Here is a 14,973-nt window from a genome sequence, read left to right on the forward strand (position 1 = left end):
AATGAATATTGCAATTAAAGTAATTTTTGGGGGAATTCTTCTTGGATCAGCTGCTGGAATGATGTTATTGATTCAAGGGAAGATTCTTGGGTGTAGTGGTATTCTTTTTGGTTCATGGGATTTCACAGCCCATAGACCCAATAGGGATAAACTTTTATTTTTAGCAGGATTGTTTTTAGCTGGGTTACTTTTTAATTTGATAGGGAATGTGGCTGATCCCACCGCTATTTTTAAAACAAATTATTGGTTTATGTTTCTTGGCGGAATTTTTGTTGGCGGAGGCACTTTTCTTGGTAGCGGTTGTACCAGTGGTCATGGATTATGTGGCTTATCTCTTTTACGTAAACGCTCTATGGTCGCTGTAGGAATTTTCTTTCCTGTTGCAATTATTACAGCTTGGCTGGTTCATTAAGGACATAGTATATGAAAGGACTTATTTCATTAATTCTTGGCTTTATATTTGGCTTGGGTTTAATTTTAACAGGTATGTACAGTCCTGATATTATTATTTCTGGTTTAAAAATTGGTGCTGATACCTTCCGTATCAATTTATATGTTACTTTCATTACTGCTTTATTGGTGACTTTTCTTTTGTTCCAACTGCGTAAATGGTTGGCCAAACCCTTACTCCATGTAGGTTATGATTTGCCTACTAAAGAAAAAATTGATTGGCAACTTATTCTTGGTGCGGCTGTTTTTGGTATTGGTTGGGGGATGACCGGGGTTTGCCCCGGACCTAATATTGTAGGACTTGGAATTTTTTCTTGGCCAATTTATTGGGTAAATTTTGCTGGGGTGATGGTTGGCTTTTTGGGTACTCGTTATTTGATAAGTCTACGAGAGAAGCATAAACAGTGAAACATTCTTCAATTATTTTTTTCTTATCAAGTGTCTTTATCTAGACTAAAAGACAGATTTTAGTGCTTATTTTGCTCACTCGATAGGATCGTTGTATGTAATATAAATATATATTTTCATTGTTTGTAGGGGCTATTATTGGCGGACAACTATATCTTAATGATGGAAATCCACCTGGTAGAAAAAATGTTTGTGTTTCTGGTTATGAGAGAGGAAAAGAGAGTTTCGCTTTAAGTAATTTTGATGATAACAAGGGTAAGGGCTATGATTTTGTAGACCCGCATTTAGGAAAAATTCATTTTCCAACCTCTGAGCATTATCTGCATTTTCAAAAAATAAAACCAGAATATAAACAACAATATTTAGCTGCTTTGCAAAATGAAAAAAGTCCGGCGGCAATTCTTGGTGGATTAAGAAATCCGAGTAGTCCCTACCATATTCCCAATGCACATCACGCCTACATGACGCCCAATGGATTTAATAATGCATGGGATAATGATAAAGTTTTTGTGCAAATGCAAATTAATGCAGCTAAATATCAGCAATCTCAAGAGTTTCGCGACAGCATCCACAAATCCATTGAGTTAGGTGATGCTTTTGGCGACAATCAGGGGCCTGCTACCATTATTGAGGATACGAGCAGTTTAAGTAAAGGTCAAAAGCCAGAGGAAGAATGGAGGACTGGTCCAGGTGGCAAGGGGAAAAACATTCTTGGTAATTCCCAAACCGCATTTGCTATGATGATTAAAAACAAGCAATTTGATGAAAACGCTCCTGCGCCAAAATTAGATACCCTAAAAACAGTGCAAGTAGCAGGTTACTATGCCAATGTACAAATCCAATATCAGCAAGGAGTCCAAGTTGCACTTACTGATGTTAGAAAAAAATCAGGAAAAGATCAGGGATTCAATCAACCCGATACGTCGGACTTAAGCCCTTCTCTTGTACAAAAAACTTCTGCTGCATTAATTAAAAATAACCAACAAAATGCACAATCATTTACGACAGCACCATTATCAACACCACCGCCTCAGGTGAATCATCATAATCCCTTTCAAAATCTTTTTTCACCTACTCGGCGAAATCATGTTTACAGTTCTGGCGGTAATCAACGTCTCGTTGTTCAAGATAATAAGATTGTTGGTTATGAGTTTAGGCGAAGTTCAACTTCCAATTGGGAAAAAAGTACGGATAAAAGTCGTTTTCAGGGCTTAGTGCATCATTTTAATCAAACCCAGCAAAAGCAATACTCTCAATCCCATGTGTACAGTTCTGGCGGTAATCAACGCCTTGTTGTTCAAGATGATAAGATTGTTGGATATGAATTTAGGCGCGGTCCAAATTCCAATTGGGAAAAAAGTAGTGATAAAAGTCATTTTCAAGGCTTGGCCGATCACTTTAGGCAAACACAGCAAATGAGCTCCACTACCCTAAACACGATGAACTCAAGTGTACCTCAATCAAGCCTAAGTTCACCAAGATCAACTCAAATAACACCAAAAAATCGTGCGGGCCAGGAAGTTAGCTCGATCATTCAAGAAATGTTTGATAGTAAATCGCCAAAGAACAGCGATATCCCGGTGGTGAGCAAGGGAGATTTGAAAGGAACCTTTAGAATGGCGTTTGATAATGCACAAGATGCACAGACCTTTAAGAAATTATTGGATGATTTTGGATTCAAAGGGCTCTCTTATTATGGTATGGGAGAAAAATATCCTATGCGGCATAATGGCCAAGAGCTCAGTCATATTGTGAGATTTGAAAATGATGGCAATAAAGCAACATCCCTTACGAAGCTTTCGATTTTCTCAGGGTTAAATTGGATGATGAAGAAAGAGTTGCCGATATAGTTGAACAAATGGGATTTGACAGGCCCGAGCCTGCCAATCGTTATACTTTATAAGTTGTTTGTAAAGGCTCTCTATAGTTCCACAAAATTTAAAAATGGCGATCTTTCAAGCATAACCTGAGAACAGTAAGAAAACCAATTGCCAACGGCTCTATTTTCTTTGATCAATAGTTGTATACCATTGTTCGCCTAGGATGATTTGTTCCCACCACGAGGACATTTTTGATTCATCCATTTCTTGCCAGACTACAGGATTTAAAACCAATGCTTCTGCCATTCGTTTTGATAAATTATACATAGCGTGTCTTTTAGGAAGAGACTCTTTTTCCCATGCAACAATCGCATGTTGAAAGTCATTAGTTTGGATGAAATGTTCATTAAGATTCAGAGCATCTTGTATCGCTAGAGAAGAACCATTTCCTACATGAGGGCGTAATACAGTACTGGCATCTCCTAATAAAAGAGCTCCTTGATATGTAAATCGATCGGCGCATACATCCACAATTTTTTGCATGAATGGAGAGGAAGTATCGAGTATGATTTGGGTGGCTATTTGGGGTAAGTTGTTATGGGCTAATTGATATAGATGTTCTTTGGCTTTGGTTGAAAAATTGACTAGAGATGTGGAGCCTAATGCTTCTAGATCTTCCAGCGCTATTTTCTCATAAAAAACCCAATTTAATTTATTAACTTGATTATGGTATATGGGATAAGTTAATAAATGTCCTTTGTTAAAGCAGTAATAAAGTCCTTGAGTATTGAAAAGTGATTTATTGTTTATCGCATTAAAATCCAACGTGCCTCTCCATGCCACATATTCTGAATACTCAAGTCTGGATTGAGGTGATATTAGCTCTCGCCCCATAGACTGAGCCCCATCTGCAAAAACGATAAAATCAAATAAACGTTTCTCTCCAGAATCTAAAACCACTGTTTTTGCTGCTTTCTGTAGCTGCACTTCTACTACTTTACAATCTCGGTGGTATATTTGATTGGGTATTCTTTTTCTTAAATTGGTGAATAAAGTGTCCCAGTGCAGGCTGGCCATTGAAAGATTCTGTTGCCATAAAAATTTGCCGAAAACAGGGTTCTCCTTGGATTGGCAGTAAAAACTTCGTGCAGTGAATCGATGTGAGGGGATATCTTTATCAATAAGGTTTTTGTTGATTAGGGATTGTAAGAGTTCAACAGATAAAGTGATTCCAGCTCCCCGTGATTCTAAGTCATGTCCTCGTTCAAAAACAGTAACTTGAAACTTATCTTTTAATAATAAGGCCATAGCACATCCTGCGATGGAGCCACCAATAATAGCGATTTTCATTGCATTTCCAAGGCGATGAATCAATAAAATAATTATATTGATATAAAATAAAAAATCAAAATCAATAAAGTCCGATTAAGCGAATAGGGGCTTCAGTTAAGCCTGCAATTTTCATAGGTAAAACCATGCTATAAGCTCCCGAAGGAGGGAGTCTCGAGGTATTACAAATATTTTCTACAATGTATTTTTTATTTTGTAGCATCAATTGGTCGACTATATAGTCATTTTCAGGCCTGTCAGGTGATAAATATCAATACCTATTCCAGCGATATTTCTTTTCAGGAGTAATTCTGCAACTCATTGACTAAGACAGGGAAAAACTAAATTATTTCTGTATTTGTCTGCATCTTTCCAGAACTTTTCCCATCCAGTATAAAAAATAACGAAAGAATGTTCCGAAATCATTACGTATCTGTTTTCAAAATCCCTGAATATCTTGTTCTCTAATTGTATAATTTTCATAAGATTTATGACTTACATCAAAAACAAAACAATGAGTAATAAGATGATGAGGAACAGATCCGATTCCGAAATATGTAGCCCATTGATGAAAGAGTTTGGGGCAAATCAATAATCTTATATGGAAAGGTGATAATGTTCTCTTGGAGTTTTTAGTCTAATAGCAATGGCAATCCTTTAGGATTCATACATAATGTGCATACCCCTTGCATGATCTGATTCTTTAGCATCAGATTTCCCTAATATTATCTCGGTAAAATGGACTACTCAAGATTGAAAAGGAAGTAAAACACATAGTGTTTACAGGCTTCTATAAACCCAAAGCAAGAAAATATCATTATGAAAAACAGATACCCATCACCATACGATTTATCAGATTCATACAAATGCGAACAACCCAAGACTCACGTAGAAAAAGCAAAAGAAAGTTACGAAAAGATGTTCAAAGGCTTGGGTTATGCTGCTGCTTCACCCGTGATAGCAGCGGCTATGGTCTCAGCGGAACCGGGACAAGGACGATTTTCAGTTAATATTAAGAAAAGAAAATTTATACCATCCCTTTTTGCCGCAGTTCCAGCTGCTCTTGTTACTACAACTGTTGCAGCAGGTGTTGCTGTGGCTACAGCTATCACTTCCCCTTTTGTTTTAGGCGGTGCAGCGATTAAAGATAAGGTTGATGAGTACCGAGGTCCTGGATTTTAAGAGGTGCCAAAAAAAACATAAAATACCTTCCCAGGTTTAATATAGTTAGTTTCTAGGTTGTCTGAAAAATCGAGATGAACTTGCAACCAGGGTATTTTTTGAGATATCCATTCGATCAAAAGGTATTTCAGACAAATGAATTATAGATAAAAGTGTCTCTCATAAAATTGAGTATTGTGCTGGAGCAGGCGATGGTCAAAAATGCGTTACAAAGCGCAGTATACCATTAGTGCCTTGTGGGCGATTCTTAGCGTCTTGCTCCGAATATACATTTAAAAAGACAAAATGATTTTTGCTCAGACTGTATACCATACCAGGTCCAATTGCCCAGACACTCTCTTTTCTACCAGAAACCCCAACACCATTGGCTCGTGTATCAGTGACTTGATTGAAAAAATAACCATTAACTCCTAGGGTGAGTTTTTCAATAATTGCATAACCTACCGCAATATCAGCAAAAATAGCTTGTCCCGCTTGAGTCGAATGGACATTAGGCCCAAATGAAACATTTGGACTGTGATTGACTCCATTCCAGAGATAATGAAAACGGGCTGAAGTAGATAATTTGGGGGTCAACCAAAAGGTGAATGCCCAATAGGGATTTAATGACCAAAAGTGACTGCTGGGATTTATTGCATTGATACTGCTGTATCGTCCTATTGGTGCAATAACATCCAATTCAATACGTTGAACGTATAAAGGCCCTTTGCCATCTTTACGCATAATGGGATCAAATTGGAGTGCAGGGCCAATCCATAAATCACCAGGGCCACTTTCTGCTTTAAGTACTTGATTGTTTAAGCCATCGTCCACTTTATCGTTTACAACCCAGGGCAAAAGTGTTGAAAAACCGAGAGTGGCTCCAAAAATCTTTTTTGTGGTGACATAAATAAACTGGGTTACATTAGCAATGACATCCAGATCGGTGCGAGGGAGTGGAAGTTTATTACCATTCTGGTCATTAAAACGTTTACTCGAATAATATTGAAAATAATCTTGGAAATAAAACCCTGGCCCTGAAGGAGGGCTTCCGTCATAGAAGCTGGTGTATCCTAGATTGACAACAGGTTCATCATAAGCCATTGTTGAGGAGGCGAACATTATCATCAAACTAAAACAGCAATATAGTAGCTTTTTCCTTTGCATATAAAATAGTCCTTTTCCCCGCTTTTGTTTGATTGAGTTTCTTTGATATGGGGTTTAGTTGCGATTTATCTTATTTTGTAACCAGAAATGCTATTCATGATAACATTCTAACTCTTTATTTTTTGTATATTAATTTGGCACAATATAGGCTATATATTTGATTATCGATTAGATTATGTCCCATTTATTGAGGTAGGACAATATAAAATAATTCTATCAATTTTTATCGGATAAAAAGTTATAGGAGATACTGATGCGTACCGCGTTTATAGGTTTAGATTATATTATTGATATCATGCATCCGGAAGGTAAGATTGCACGCTCCGCCACACATGCCCTCGAACGTGATGTCATTAAAAAGGTGAATGAAGTACTTAAAATCGCAACGTTAAAAAATTGGTTAACGATTATGGTTAAAGTCGGATTTAGTGCACATTATATAGAGCAACCCAAACATTCTCCTGTATTTGGAAAGATCCACGAATTAGGTGCGCTAAAATTAGGATCTGAGGGAACTGAATTTCATCCGGATTTGCATATTGGCAACAGTTTAGTTTTGGTGAAGCCGCGTATTAGCGCATTTTATGGAACTGCGCTTGATGCAGCGTTAAGGGCAAATCAAATCGAATGTGTCATTTTAGGCGGTGTTAGCACTTCTTGGGCCGTGCAAAGCACGGCACGGGATGCCCATGATCGTGATTACAAAGTCTATATTGTCGAAGAAATTTGCGCTGCAGTAAATCAAGAAGAACATCTATCTTCTATTCAATTAATGGAAAAAATCGCCACAATTGTTTCTGTAGATGGGTTGAAAAGTTTACCATGAATATTCTTTTTAAAGCCGTAAACGCATTAAAAAATGAAATTAAGATTTGGTCATTGTTGCGCGGTATTATTGCCTTGTTCCCTTTTGCATTTCTTTATTTAAGTACGGATAATCCCTTGTGGATACAAGCTTCTGTTTTAACCATGGCCACTTTAATCGTCGAGGAGCGGCTTGAATTGACGGCTTTAGGTGTATTGCTCCATGGGATGATTGTAATTATCATGTTTTATTTACTGTTTCTAACACAACTTAAGCCCGTGCTTTATGTTATTTCCTGTTCCCTGGCCGCAATGACGATATTCTGGATTACAATGAAGGGAAATAAATTACGCCATTTGGGCAGTTGGACGTTTATTCCCGCAATTATTCTGGCTACAGAGTTTGCTGCTGAAACACAACCTGAAAAATTGCTGCAACAGGCTCCTCAATTTTTACCTTATTTCCTGGTTGCTTTACTGCCTAGTTTATTGATTGCCCATTATGATAAAGTACGAGCATTTTATAAAAAGCAAGTCACTCATTATCATCCCTTAAGACTCAGTGGTTTAGGTGATTTTGGAGAGCAAAACCCTTATATTGAAAATATGATTTCCATGGCGGTTGCTGTGTGTATTTCGGCATTTTTAGTTGAGTATTTTCATATGGACAATGGACAATGGATGATCTGGGGAACTGCAAGTGTGATTACTGGCGATGTTGCGACAAGCCCACAAAAGTTGCGCCAACGCGCTGTAGGAGTTTCCATTGGTGTCCCTTCAGGTATTCTCCTGGGGCAATTTCTTATACCGAACACATCTTTAAATTTAACACTTACAGCTTGCTGTGTGTTTTTAACCCTGGTGGCATTTCGTCGCTATATTATTGCCTATACTTTTCGTTGCTTATTTGTTGCTATAGCTGTAATGCTGGCAACTCATTCGGCGAGCATTGCTTCAGAGCGTTTCACACATGTTATTATAGGCGGATTAATCGGTTTGGTCTGTGTTATGTTTTGTCATTTTGTAAGTGGTATTCAAAGTCATCTTGTTAAAAAATAAAATTAATTAGTTGTAATTTCCAAGCTATATTTTATTACATATCTTGAGTATTATCTTTTAGGACCTATAAATTCAAATTACAGGAGTTATAATGCGTACTGGTTACCAGAAATGCCTAATCTTTGCCTTATTGATTTTACCCACTTTTTCATTTGCGGCACAAAAATCTCATCTACGTGGACAACGATATTGTGAAATTCTTATAGAAAAAAGTAGAACAGATTTTGCAGTATATAATACCATTGGCTTAAATAATTGTCCGGAAAGAATGTGGGATAAAATAACGCCAGCAGTGGTAAAGAGCGAAACAGGCTCCTCTTTTGTCCACTTAAATGGGCCTCGTTATTGGGTTATTGATGGACTTAAAAACTCCGATTTAGTAAATCCTGAAGTTAAAACATTTGATGGCTTAAAGATGCGGGAAGCAGGTATACTCCATATTAGTTTTTGGGATTTATTTAGAACTGGTGCTTCCTACAAGCAACTTCAGGTAGCTCGTCACACAACATGGGTTTATGATGCAGGCAAACCTGTTTATGAACTTATTGACCCTAAAGGTAATGTATATGTAATGCAGTCCTATAGTGTCCAAAAAACGCCACAAACAGAACAATCACTTGCACAGCTAGGTACAAAGCTTAAATTACCCAAAAAATGGCAATTTAAAACTGGAGTTCTTAAAAAAACAGGTACTGTACCAGCAATTAACAATATGGCTATAGTTATTCAGGATGATTTTTTAAATACTTATCAAAAAGCAAGCCATGATTTGCTGGTAGAGAACCAAAGCTCATGATCAACTCAGGCGCTCTTTGTTTTTAATGAGCGTGAACTTGATATGAGGTTCTTAGGATAGAGTTTATTCAGTTTTTTGAGGTTCATCTTATGTTTTATAACTCATAAGATGAACCCCCTTATTCTTATTATTCTATTGTTTGTTAATAATTTTAATAGGGAAAGGACGAAGTTCTTTGTGAGCTTTTAAAAAATCGGTGATCTCTTCTGCCCCTTTAACTGTTGCTGAAGAATAGAGTCCAGTAGTACAGGTATTCTTGGTATATTTATCCGTTACTATGACATAAGGCCCTTTATTGTGCACTACAGTACAGGTACATTCTGCTTTTGAAGGATCTTTTTTATCAATGATACAGGAGCTGTCCAAACACCAAGCCCAAGGACGATTATTTTTGCAAATCGCATGGGTTTTAACGGGATAATAGCGTGATTTTATAATTTGTCCTTTGCTCGTGTTTTTTACACCAGTACAAGGTTTTTTTCCTAAAGAATATCCTTCTTGCACACTACAGTCACAAGAAGCCCATCTTTTTTTCCCGGGGATGAAGTTGCAAGACGCTTTAGTGCATAAGGCAAATTTGCTTTTACAAACAATAAAATCGGAAGTTTTACCTGTTACGGAGAAGCTAAGTAATAACAAGAAGAAGATAAAAGAATTCTTTTTCATGATACATATCCTTAATTTTATTTCCATACTAAAACTTCAGGTGATTTACGAGGTACTACTTGAGTTTCGCCATCAGGAATACCTACGATAATTGGTGCAATAGCTACTATATTAGATGGAAGATTCAGTTTCATTTTCCACTCAGGTGTATTTAAAGCTGAAACTGCAAGTCCAATAACACAGGTGCCTAATCCTTGGGCACACGCTGTTAGCATGAGGTTTTCAGCTGCTAACCAACAGTCAGCAGCGACAAAGGGACCATGATATTTACTGTATATGACGATTAAAGTACTTGCATTATAAAATGCATGAAATTCAGGGTTTTCCACCAGCTGCAATAAATGTTTGCTTTGTGTTTTTGGATAGTTATGGGCTTCGTTGTAAATAAGTGCCTTAATACTATTAGATAAACTGTTTAGAGTTTCTTTGTCTTGAATTACTACAAAGGACCAAGGTTCTTCGTGCATGGCAGTAGGAGCTTGTACTGCTGCATCAAGTAAAGAGTTAATTGTTTCACGGTCTAATATTTGTGGTAGGTAATTACGTACAGCCCTGCGGCTGTAAATTGCTTCTATTTCGCTCATAGGGTATTGTTCCTTAAGTTTATTAGAAGTGGCCATAATTCCCTCCATGTGTACCTTGTGAGCCTGCAAAAAGTCCTGTTAATAAATTCTGGTTCAACTTATTATTTTGTCAAGTTTCACGTTGCTTCTGCTGACTCCAACATTAGAGTATTTTTGATGCAAGGACGTGAACTGCAGATCGATATAGGTTTTTGGAATTTGCGACGTACCGTAAATAAGCGGTTATATTCCAAGGCATTTCTAATGAATCATGATAATCAGGACAATGAATTTTATAGAATAAGAGCAATTGTATTGTTGAACATGCCAGCAAATCCATTAAACTATCGCAGGTAACAATCAGTTAATGACTGATAAGTTTTTATCCCAGACTTTTGTTGAGTTGAGGAGTTAATATTTGGAAGAAGATATGTACATTAATACAGCTACGGAGCGGTTATTTCGAATTTTTGCTCAGGGCATAATACTCATGTGGGCGTTATGGTTTTCTATTGTCTTTTTGACTGATTTTGGTAATCTGATGGTTGGGTTTGACCTATTACCGGCTGATTATCCTGCTTCCTCCCATAATCTTGATTGGATTCACAAGTTCCTTAAACTGTATTGTCTAGATAATGAGGTATTGTGCTTAATCCTTTTTTCAATAATCAATCTATGGGTGATGATTATAGCAGTGCTCTATTGGCGTGCTTTTATTTCTTATTATACATGCGGTGACTATTATGTATATCGAACGATGCAGGCATTTATCTTAAATATGTCGTTGTTTGCATGTTTTTGGGTATCCGATGAAATTTTCATTCAATATCAGGCAGGGCATTCCCATATGAATATGCTGCTTTATATTGTTACCAGTCTTATTGCATTTTTGTATTTGCTCGATAAAGAACACCAAAAAAACCGCTAACCTAAATTCATCTCCAAGCAAACTATGGATTAATCTAACTGTTGACAAATTGTAGTTTAATCTCCTATGAGTTGAATAAATGACCTAAATTTCGGAGAAATAAGATGAATTACCTTTACCCTGAGCCATTGAAATCAGGTGACACTATTGGGTTGATTGCTCCATCAAGTCCCATGCTTCCATGCTTGCTTGAGAAGGGCACTTCTTATTTGCAACAAAAAGGATTTAAAGTAAAAGTAGGCCTGCATGTGTCTGCCAGAGATCGTTTTTTAGCGGGGGAAGATGAATATCGAGCGAGTGATCTCATGGATTGTTTTATAGATAATGAGGTTAAAACGATTATGGCTATTGGTGGAGGCTATGGTTCACAACGAATATTACCTCTTCTTGATTATGATATTATACGAATCCACCCTAAATATTTATGCGGATTTAGTGACACCACAGCACTACAAGCAGGATTATTCAAGAAAGCAGGCATTATCTCCTGTACTGGTTTTGTTTTTGCCGATATAGACAGAGAACAACCTGATTCTTTAATTGAGGCGACACTTTGGGCTTGTCTTACAGGTCAGTCTTTTCAAATTCATGAAGGTCAATCAGTAAAACCTGGCATTGTTCAAGGAAGATTAGTGGGTGGGAATTTGGAATCATGGGTTTCGTTAATGGGCACTCCCTATCAACCCGATGTAAAAAATTGTATTTTAGTCATAGAAGATGTGGGCGCTGAACCTTATCAGGTTGATAGCCGGCTTTCCCAGCTCGATATGGCGGGTTTATTCGATGAAGTTAATGGGGTGATCTTTGGCCAATTTGCTCGCTGTATCGCAAAGTATTTTCCGGAGCGAGATGGAACTGTTGACGATGTGATTGAAGAATGGTCATTACGGATTAATACCCCATGCATTAAAAACTTTCCCTATGGACATTTCTCGAGAAGGTGTGTTTTACCTTTAGGAAAAGAAGTTATGTTAGATGCATATCAAGGCATAGTAACTATTTTATGAGGTTATCTTATCAATTGAACATTTTTATTGTAAAATAAATATACATTTTGTTTTATGAGATGATAAATGTCTTTTAAAGAAGTACTGGAAACTGAAAAATTAAAATTAGATGCAATAAAAGACCCCAGGCAACGCAATGAAATTTTTAGAACAATTCATGAAAATTACTTAAAGGAAATTAATAAACTCATAGAACAATTAAATAAAAGCCAGGATGAGCTACGTGGAAAAATAGTAAAACAAATCAAGGAAACAGATAGACTCTACCTTCAAGCAAAAGGAATTGAAATTACAGCTCATATTTTGTTTAGTCGCCATGGGAAATGCAGTACCTGGGAACAAAAAAGCTTAGGGTTAAGTCCAAATGCTGCTATTTCAGAACAAGCAGCAAAAAACATGGGAATAACCAATCAATTTAGTGGTAGTTTATTATTTTATCCTGCAAATCAACATCCTCGAATTGCCATTTCACCGATGAACAGGGCGATGCAAACAGCAGGATTGGTAATTCCTGCAGAAATTTATAACGCACAAATTTCTATTCTTCCTTTTTTAGTAGAAAATAGTATTTCTCCCTCTGGATATGATGTCCGTTCAAAAGAAGATATGCAGAAATTATATGATAGGGTTTCATTTTGGAAATCACCTATCCAAAAAATTCTTTTAAAAATATCCATGTGGATTTACAGCGATGAAGACTTCAAACAACTTTATAAAAAAAGGATGGCGGCAGTAGAAAAAATACAAATTCATGGTAAACCCGTAATTCTCGAAGCTAGAGCTGATGGTAAACCAGACGTTTGCCAAAATTTGGATTATTCCGGTGACAAGATAAAAGATACTAAAGCATTCATTGACGGATTAGACCAACAAGATTGTTGGTTATTTGGGCATGGAAAGAACTTTAAAACGTTTTTCAAAAGTGTTTTCGGTATTGAATCAGCTTTTGATTATGGTGAAACACGCAGTGTTTATAAGATAAAAGTCGATGGAGTGGCTTCGTTATATTATCCTCCATATGTAATGCTTATAAATCAAGAAACAGGAAAAATTGAAGGAAAATATACCGCAACTTTGCGTATGCCTTATACAGAGAAAACACAACAAGAAAGCGATAGCTATGAAATACCTGATGTACCGCATGTAATGACTCAATTAGGCATGTCCGTTCCTGAAAATATGCAACAAATGGGATTGGAAAATAATAGAAAATTCACTCGTGAGAGGTCCCGGGTCTATTTTGAAGAACATGCCCTTAAAACCAATGAACCAGGAAAGCTTTTTAATAGATAAAGCTGTAATTAAACTTCGATACAATGATTGAGTGGCCATACATATCCCTTTTGTAATGAAGATTAGGTTTCCCCACATTCTGGATAGATGATAACATTTCATGCATGATTCGTTTAATGGCCATAATTGGATATTAAATTTATGCTTGATGCGATTATTTTTGATTTTGATGGAGTCATTCTTGATAGTGAACCTATTCACTATGAGGCGTGCTGTGAAGTACTTAAACCTTTAGGGATAACAATAAGTTATAAAGAGTACATGGAGCGATATCTAGGCTTGGCGGACAAGGATATGTTTCCTAAGTTACTAAAAAATGAAGGATTTAGTTTTTCCAATAAAGAAATTCAATGTTTGGTTCAACAAAAAAGCACTGTATACATTCATATTATTAATTCGAGTGACTCACTACCCTTGGTTGCTGATTTTGAGCAATTTATTTTTAAAATTGCATCTAAAGTGAAAAAAATTGCTATATGTAGTGGTTCAAGTCATAGTGAAATAATGGCCGTTCTTTCTAAGGTAAGACAGGGAAAACTACGCGCTTATTTTGATACTATCGTCACAGCGGAAGATGTACAAATCGGGAAACCTTCCCCTGAGGGATACTTATTAACAGCGAAACGATTAGATGTGTTGCCGTCTCATTGTTTGGTAATAGAAGATACCCCTTATGGGGTTAATGCAGCAAAAGCCGCAGGAATGCAAGTTATTGGTCTCATGACTACTTATGAACAACATGATTTTTTGACTGCAGAACGAGTGGTTACAGGTTATAGGAAATTGTTGGCCAAAAATTGGTGACTGGTGCTGTAAATGTAGGGTAAATCATAAATTACCTGAAAATCGAATGAGTAATATGAAGGTTATTGTTGGATTAATTTTTTTTATCATGGGAAGTATGGGGGTAGCTATGGAGCTGAAAATCGTAACTATAGAGCAACCTGAATATCATCGGGTTCTTAAGCATCAGGCGCAAGAAGTTCGGTTTCCATTGAGTCAGGCTGATAAAGACTTGATTGCTGCAATGAGTAGCAAATTACAAAAACTTGGTGGGGTAGGCCTTGCAGCGCCCCAAGTTAATTTTCCGAGACGGATCATTGCTATTTATATTCCAGAAGAAGCTGCTTTATTGCGTGATAATATTAAAAGCTTTTACCCCATGCATATTATGATAAATCCAAGCTACACACCTGTTGAAGGTTCTGCAATTCAACATGACTTTGAAGGGTGTTATTCTGTTGCCAGTAAGTCTGGAAAAGTACCGCGTTATGAACAAATTAATGTGAGTTATTATGATGAATTGGGCCAATTTCATCGGCAAACAGAAGAAGGATTTTATTCCAGGGTTTTGCAGCATGAAATAGATCATTTAAATGGTTTTTTAATTATTGATCGTTTAACTCCTGATTGTGTGCAAGGTTCCGTAGAGGAAATGATGACTTTACGGCGTGTTTCCTTGTCACCAGAAAAGCGAGCTCTTTTTGATCAGATTATGGCGAAAAAAATGAAAAAATAGGGG

At 36.8% G+C, this 14,973-nt stretch carries 16 protein-coding genes; 12 read left to right on the forward strand and 4 right to left on the reverse strand.

Annotation, left to right across the window (positions count from 1 at the left end; genetic code table 11):
- The first annotated feature begins 1 nt into the window (after position 1).
- The 3 genes from EKG34_RS03625 to EKG34_RS03635 all read left to right on the forward strand — a co-directional run bounded on the left by EKG34_RS03625 (position 2) and on the right by EKG34_RS03635 (position 2,708).
- Positions 2 to 412, forward strand: a complete 411-nt coding sequence (locus EKG34_RS03625) for a YeeE/YedE family protein (protein ID WP_003632646.1) — start codon at positions 2 to 4, stop codon at positions 410 to 412.
- A gap of 11 nt (positions 413 to 423) precedes the next feature.
- Complete coding sequence (locus EKG34_RS03630) at positions 424 to 858, forward strand: DUF6691 family protein (RefSeq protein ID WP_003632645.1); 435 nt, start codon at positions 424 to 426, stop codon at positions 856 to 858.
- 119 nt (positions 859 to 977) lie between these two features.
- Positions 978 to 2,708 carry an NADAR family protein gene (locus EKG34_RS03635; RefSeq protein WP_003632644.1) on the forward strand — a complete coding sequence of 577 codons (1,731 nt, stop codon included), beginning with the start codon at positions 978 to 980 and terminating at the stop codon, positions 2,706 to 2,708.
- A gap of 150 nt (positions 2,709 to 2,858) precedes the next feature.
- On the opposite strand, the gene EKG34_RS03640 is transcribed toward EKG34_RS03635, so the two are convergent.
- Positions 2,859 to 4,028: an FAD-dependent monooxygenase gene (locus EKG34_RS03640; RefSeq protein WP_003632643.1), complete on the reverse strand. Its 1,170-nt coding sequence runs from the start codon at positions 4,026 to 4,028 to the stop codon at positions 2,859 to 2,861.
- A 798-nt stretch (positions 4,029 to 4,826) separates the two neighbouring features.
- On the opposite strand from EKG34_RS03640, the gene EKG34_RS03645 reads away from it, so the two are divergent.
- The gene (locus tag EKG34_RS03645) at positions 4,827 to 5,189 is read left to right on the forward strand and encodes a hypothetical protein (protein ID WP_012978875.1); all 363 of its coding nucleotides are present in this window, start codon (positions 4,827 to 4,829) and stop codon (positions 5,187 to 5,189) included.
- A 195-nt stretch (positions 5,190 to 5,384) separates the two neighbouring features.
- Here EKG34_RS03645 and EKG34_RS03650 read toward each other — a convergent pair whose 3' ends face one another.
- The gene (locus tag EKG34_RS03650; protein WP_012978876.1) at positions 5,385 to 6,335 is read right to left on the reverse strand and encodes a SphA family protein; all 951 of its coding nucleotides are present in this window, start codon (positions 6,333 to 6,335) and stop codon (positions 5,385 to 5,387) included.
- Between the two features lie 253 nt (positions 6,336 to 6,588).
- Here EKG34_RS03650 and EKG34_RS03655 point away from each other — a divergent pair, with 253 nt between their 5' ends.
- From EKG34_RS03655 to EKG34_RS03665, 3 genes are all read left to right on the forward strand, one after another.
- Positions 6,589 to 7,161: a cysteine hydrolase family protein gene (locus EKG34_RS03655; RefSeq protein WP_003632638.1), complete on the forward strand. Its 573-nt coding sequence runs from the start codon at positions 6,589 to 6,591 to the stop codon at positions 7,159 to 7,161.
- Positions 7,158 to 8,198, forward strand: coding sequence for an FUSC family protein (locus tag EKG34_RS03660; protein ID WP_003632637.1), 1,041 nt, complete (start codon positions 7,158 to 7,160; stop codon positions 8,196 to 8,198). Before EKG34_RS03655 ends, EKG34_RS03660 begins: the two co-directional genes overlap by 4 nt.
- Positions 8,199 to 8,289: 91 nt before the next feature.
- Entirely contained in the window at positions 8,290 to 8,994 is a 705-nt protein-coding gene (locus EKG34_RS03665; RefSeq protein WP_003632635.1) for a hypothetical protein, read from the forward strand.
- A 132-nt stretch (positions 8,995 to 9,126) separates the two neighbouring features.
- Here EKG34_RS03665 and EKG34_RS03670 read toward each other — a convergent pair whose 3' ends face one another.
- Together EKG34_RS03670 and EKG34_RS03675 are read right to left on the reverse strand one after the other, a co-directional pair.
- Positions 9,127 to 9,660: a hypothetical protein gene (locus EKG34_RS03670; protein ID WP_003632634.1), complete on the reverse strand. Its 534-nt coding sequence runs from the start codon at positions 9,658 to 9,660 to the stop codon at positions 9,127 to 9,129.
- Positions 9,661 to 9,677: 17 nt separating this feature from the next.
- Positions 9,678 to 10,280 carry a nitroreductase family protein gene (locus tag EKG34_RS03675; RefSeq protein ID WP_003632633.1) on the reverse strand — a complete coding sequence of 201 codons (603 nt, stop codon included), beginning with the start codon at positions 10,278 to 10,280 and terminating at the stop codon, positions 9,678 to 9,680.
- 373 nt (positions 10,281 to 10,653) lie between these two features.
- On the opposite strand from EKG34_RS03675, the gene EKG34_RS03680 reads away from it, so the two are divergent.
- The 5 genes from EKG34_RS03680 (at position 10,654) to def (ending at position 14,970) form a co-directional block, all read left to right on the forward strand.
- Positions 10,654 to 11,151, forward strand: a complete 498-nt coding sequence (locus tag EKG34_RS03680) for a hypothetical protein (RefSeq protein WP_012978880.1) — start codon at positions 10,654 to 10,656, stop codon at positions 11,149 to 11,151.
- Positions 11,152 to 11,255: 104 nt separating this feature from the next.
- Positions 11,256 to 12,158: a S66 peptidase family protein gene (locus EKG34_RS03685; protein WP_003632631.1), complete on the forward strand. Its 903-nt coding sequence runs from the start codon at positions 11,256 to 11,258 to the stop codon at positions 12,156 to 12,158.
- A gap of 66 nt (positions 12,159 to 12,224) precedes the next feature.
- Positions 12,225 to 13,451, forward strand: a complete 1,227-nt coding sequence (locus EKG34_RS03690) for a phosphoglycerate mutase family protein (RefSeq protein ID WP_003632630.1) — start codon at positions 12,225 to 12,227, stop codon at positions 13,449 to 13,451.
- Between the two features lie 141 nt (positions 13,452 to 13,592).
- Positions 13,593 to 14,255, forward strand: a complete 663-nt coding sequence (locus EKG34_RS03695; protein ID WP_003632629.1) for an HAD family hydrolase — start codon at positions 13,593 to 13,595, stop codon at positions 14,253 to 14,255.
- A 109-nt stretch (positions 14,256 to 14,364) separates the two neighbouring features.
- On the forward strand, positions 14,365 to 14,970 hold the full coding sequence (gene def, locus EKG34_RS03700) for a peptide deformylase (protein WP_035904749.1): 606 nt from the start codon (positions 14,365 to 14,367) through the stop codon (positions 14,968 to 14,970).
- Positions 14,971 to 14,973: the final 3 nt, after the last annotated feature.

The sequence above is a fragment of the Legionella longbeachae genome, from assembly GCF_004283175.1.
Lineage (GTDB): Bacteria > Pseudomonadota > Gammaproteobacteria > Legionellales > Legionellaceae > Legionella > Legionella longbeachae.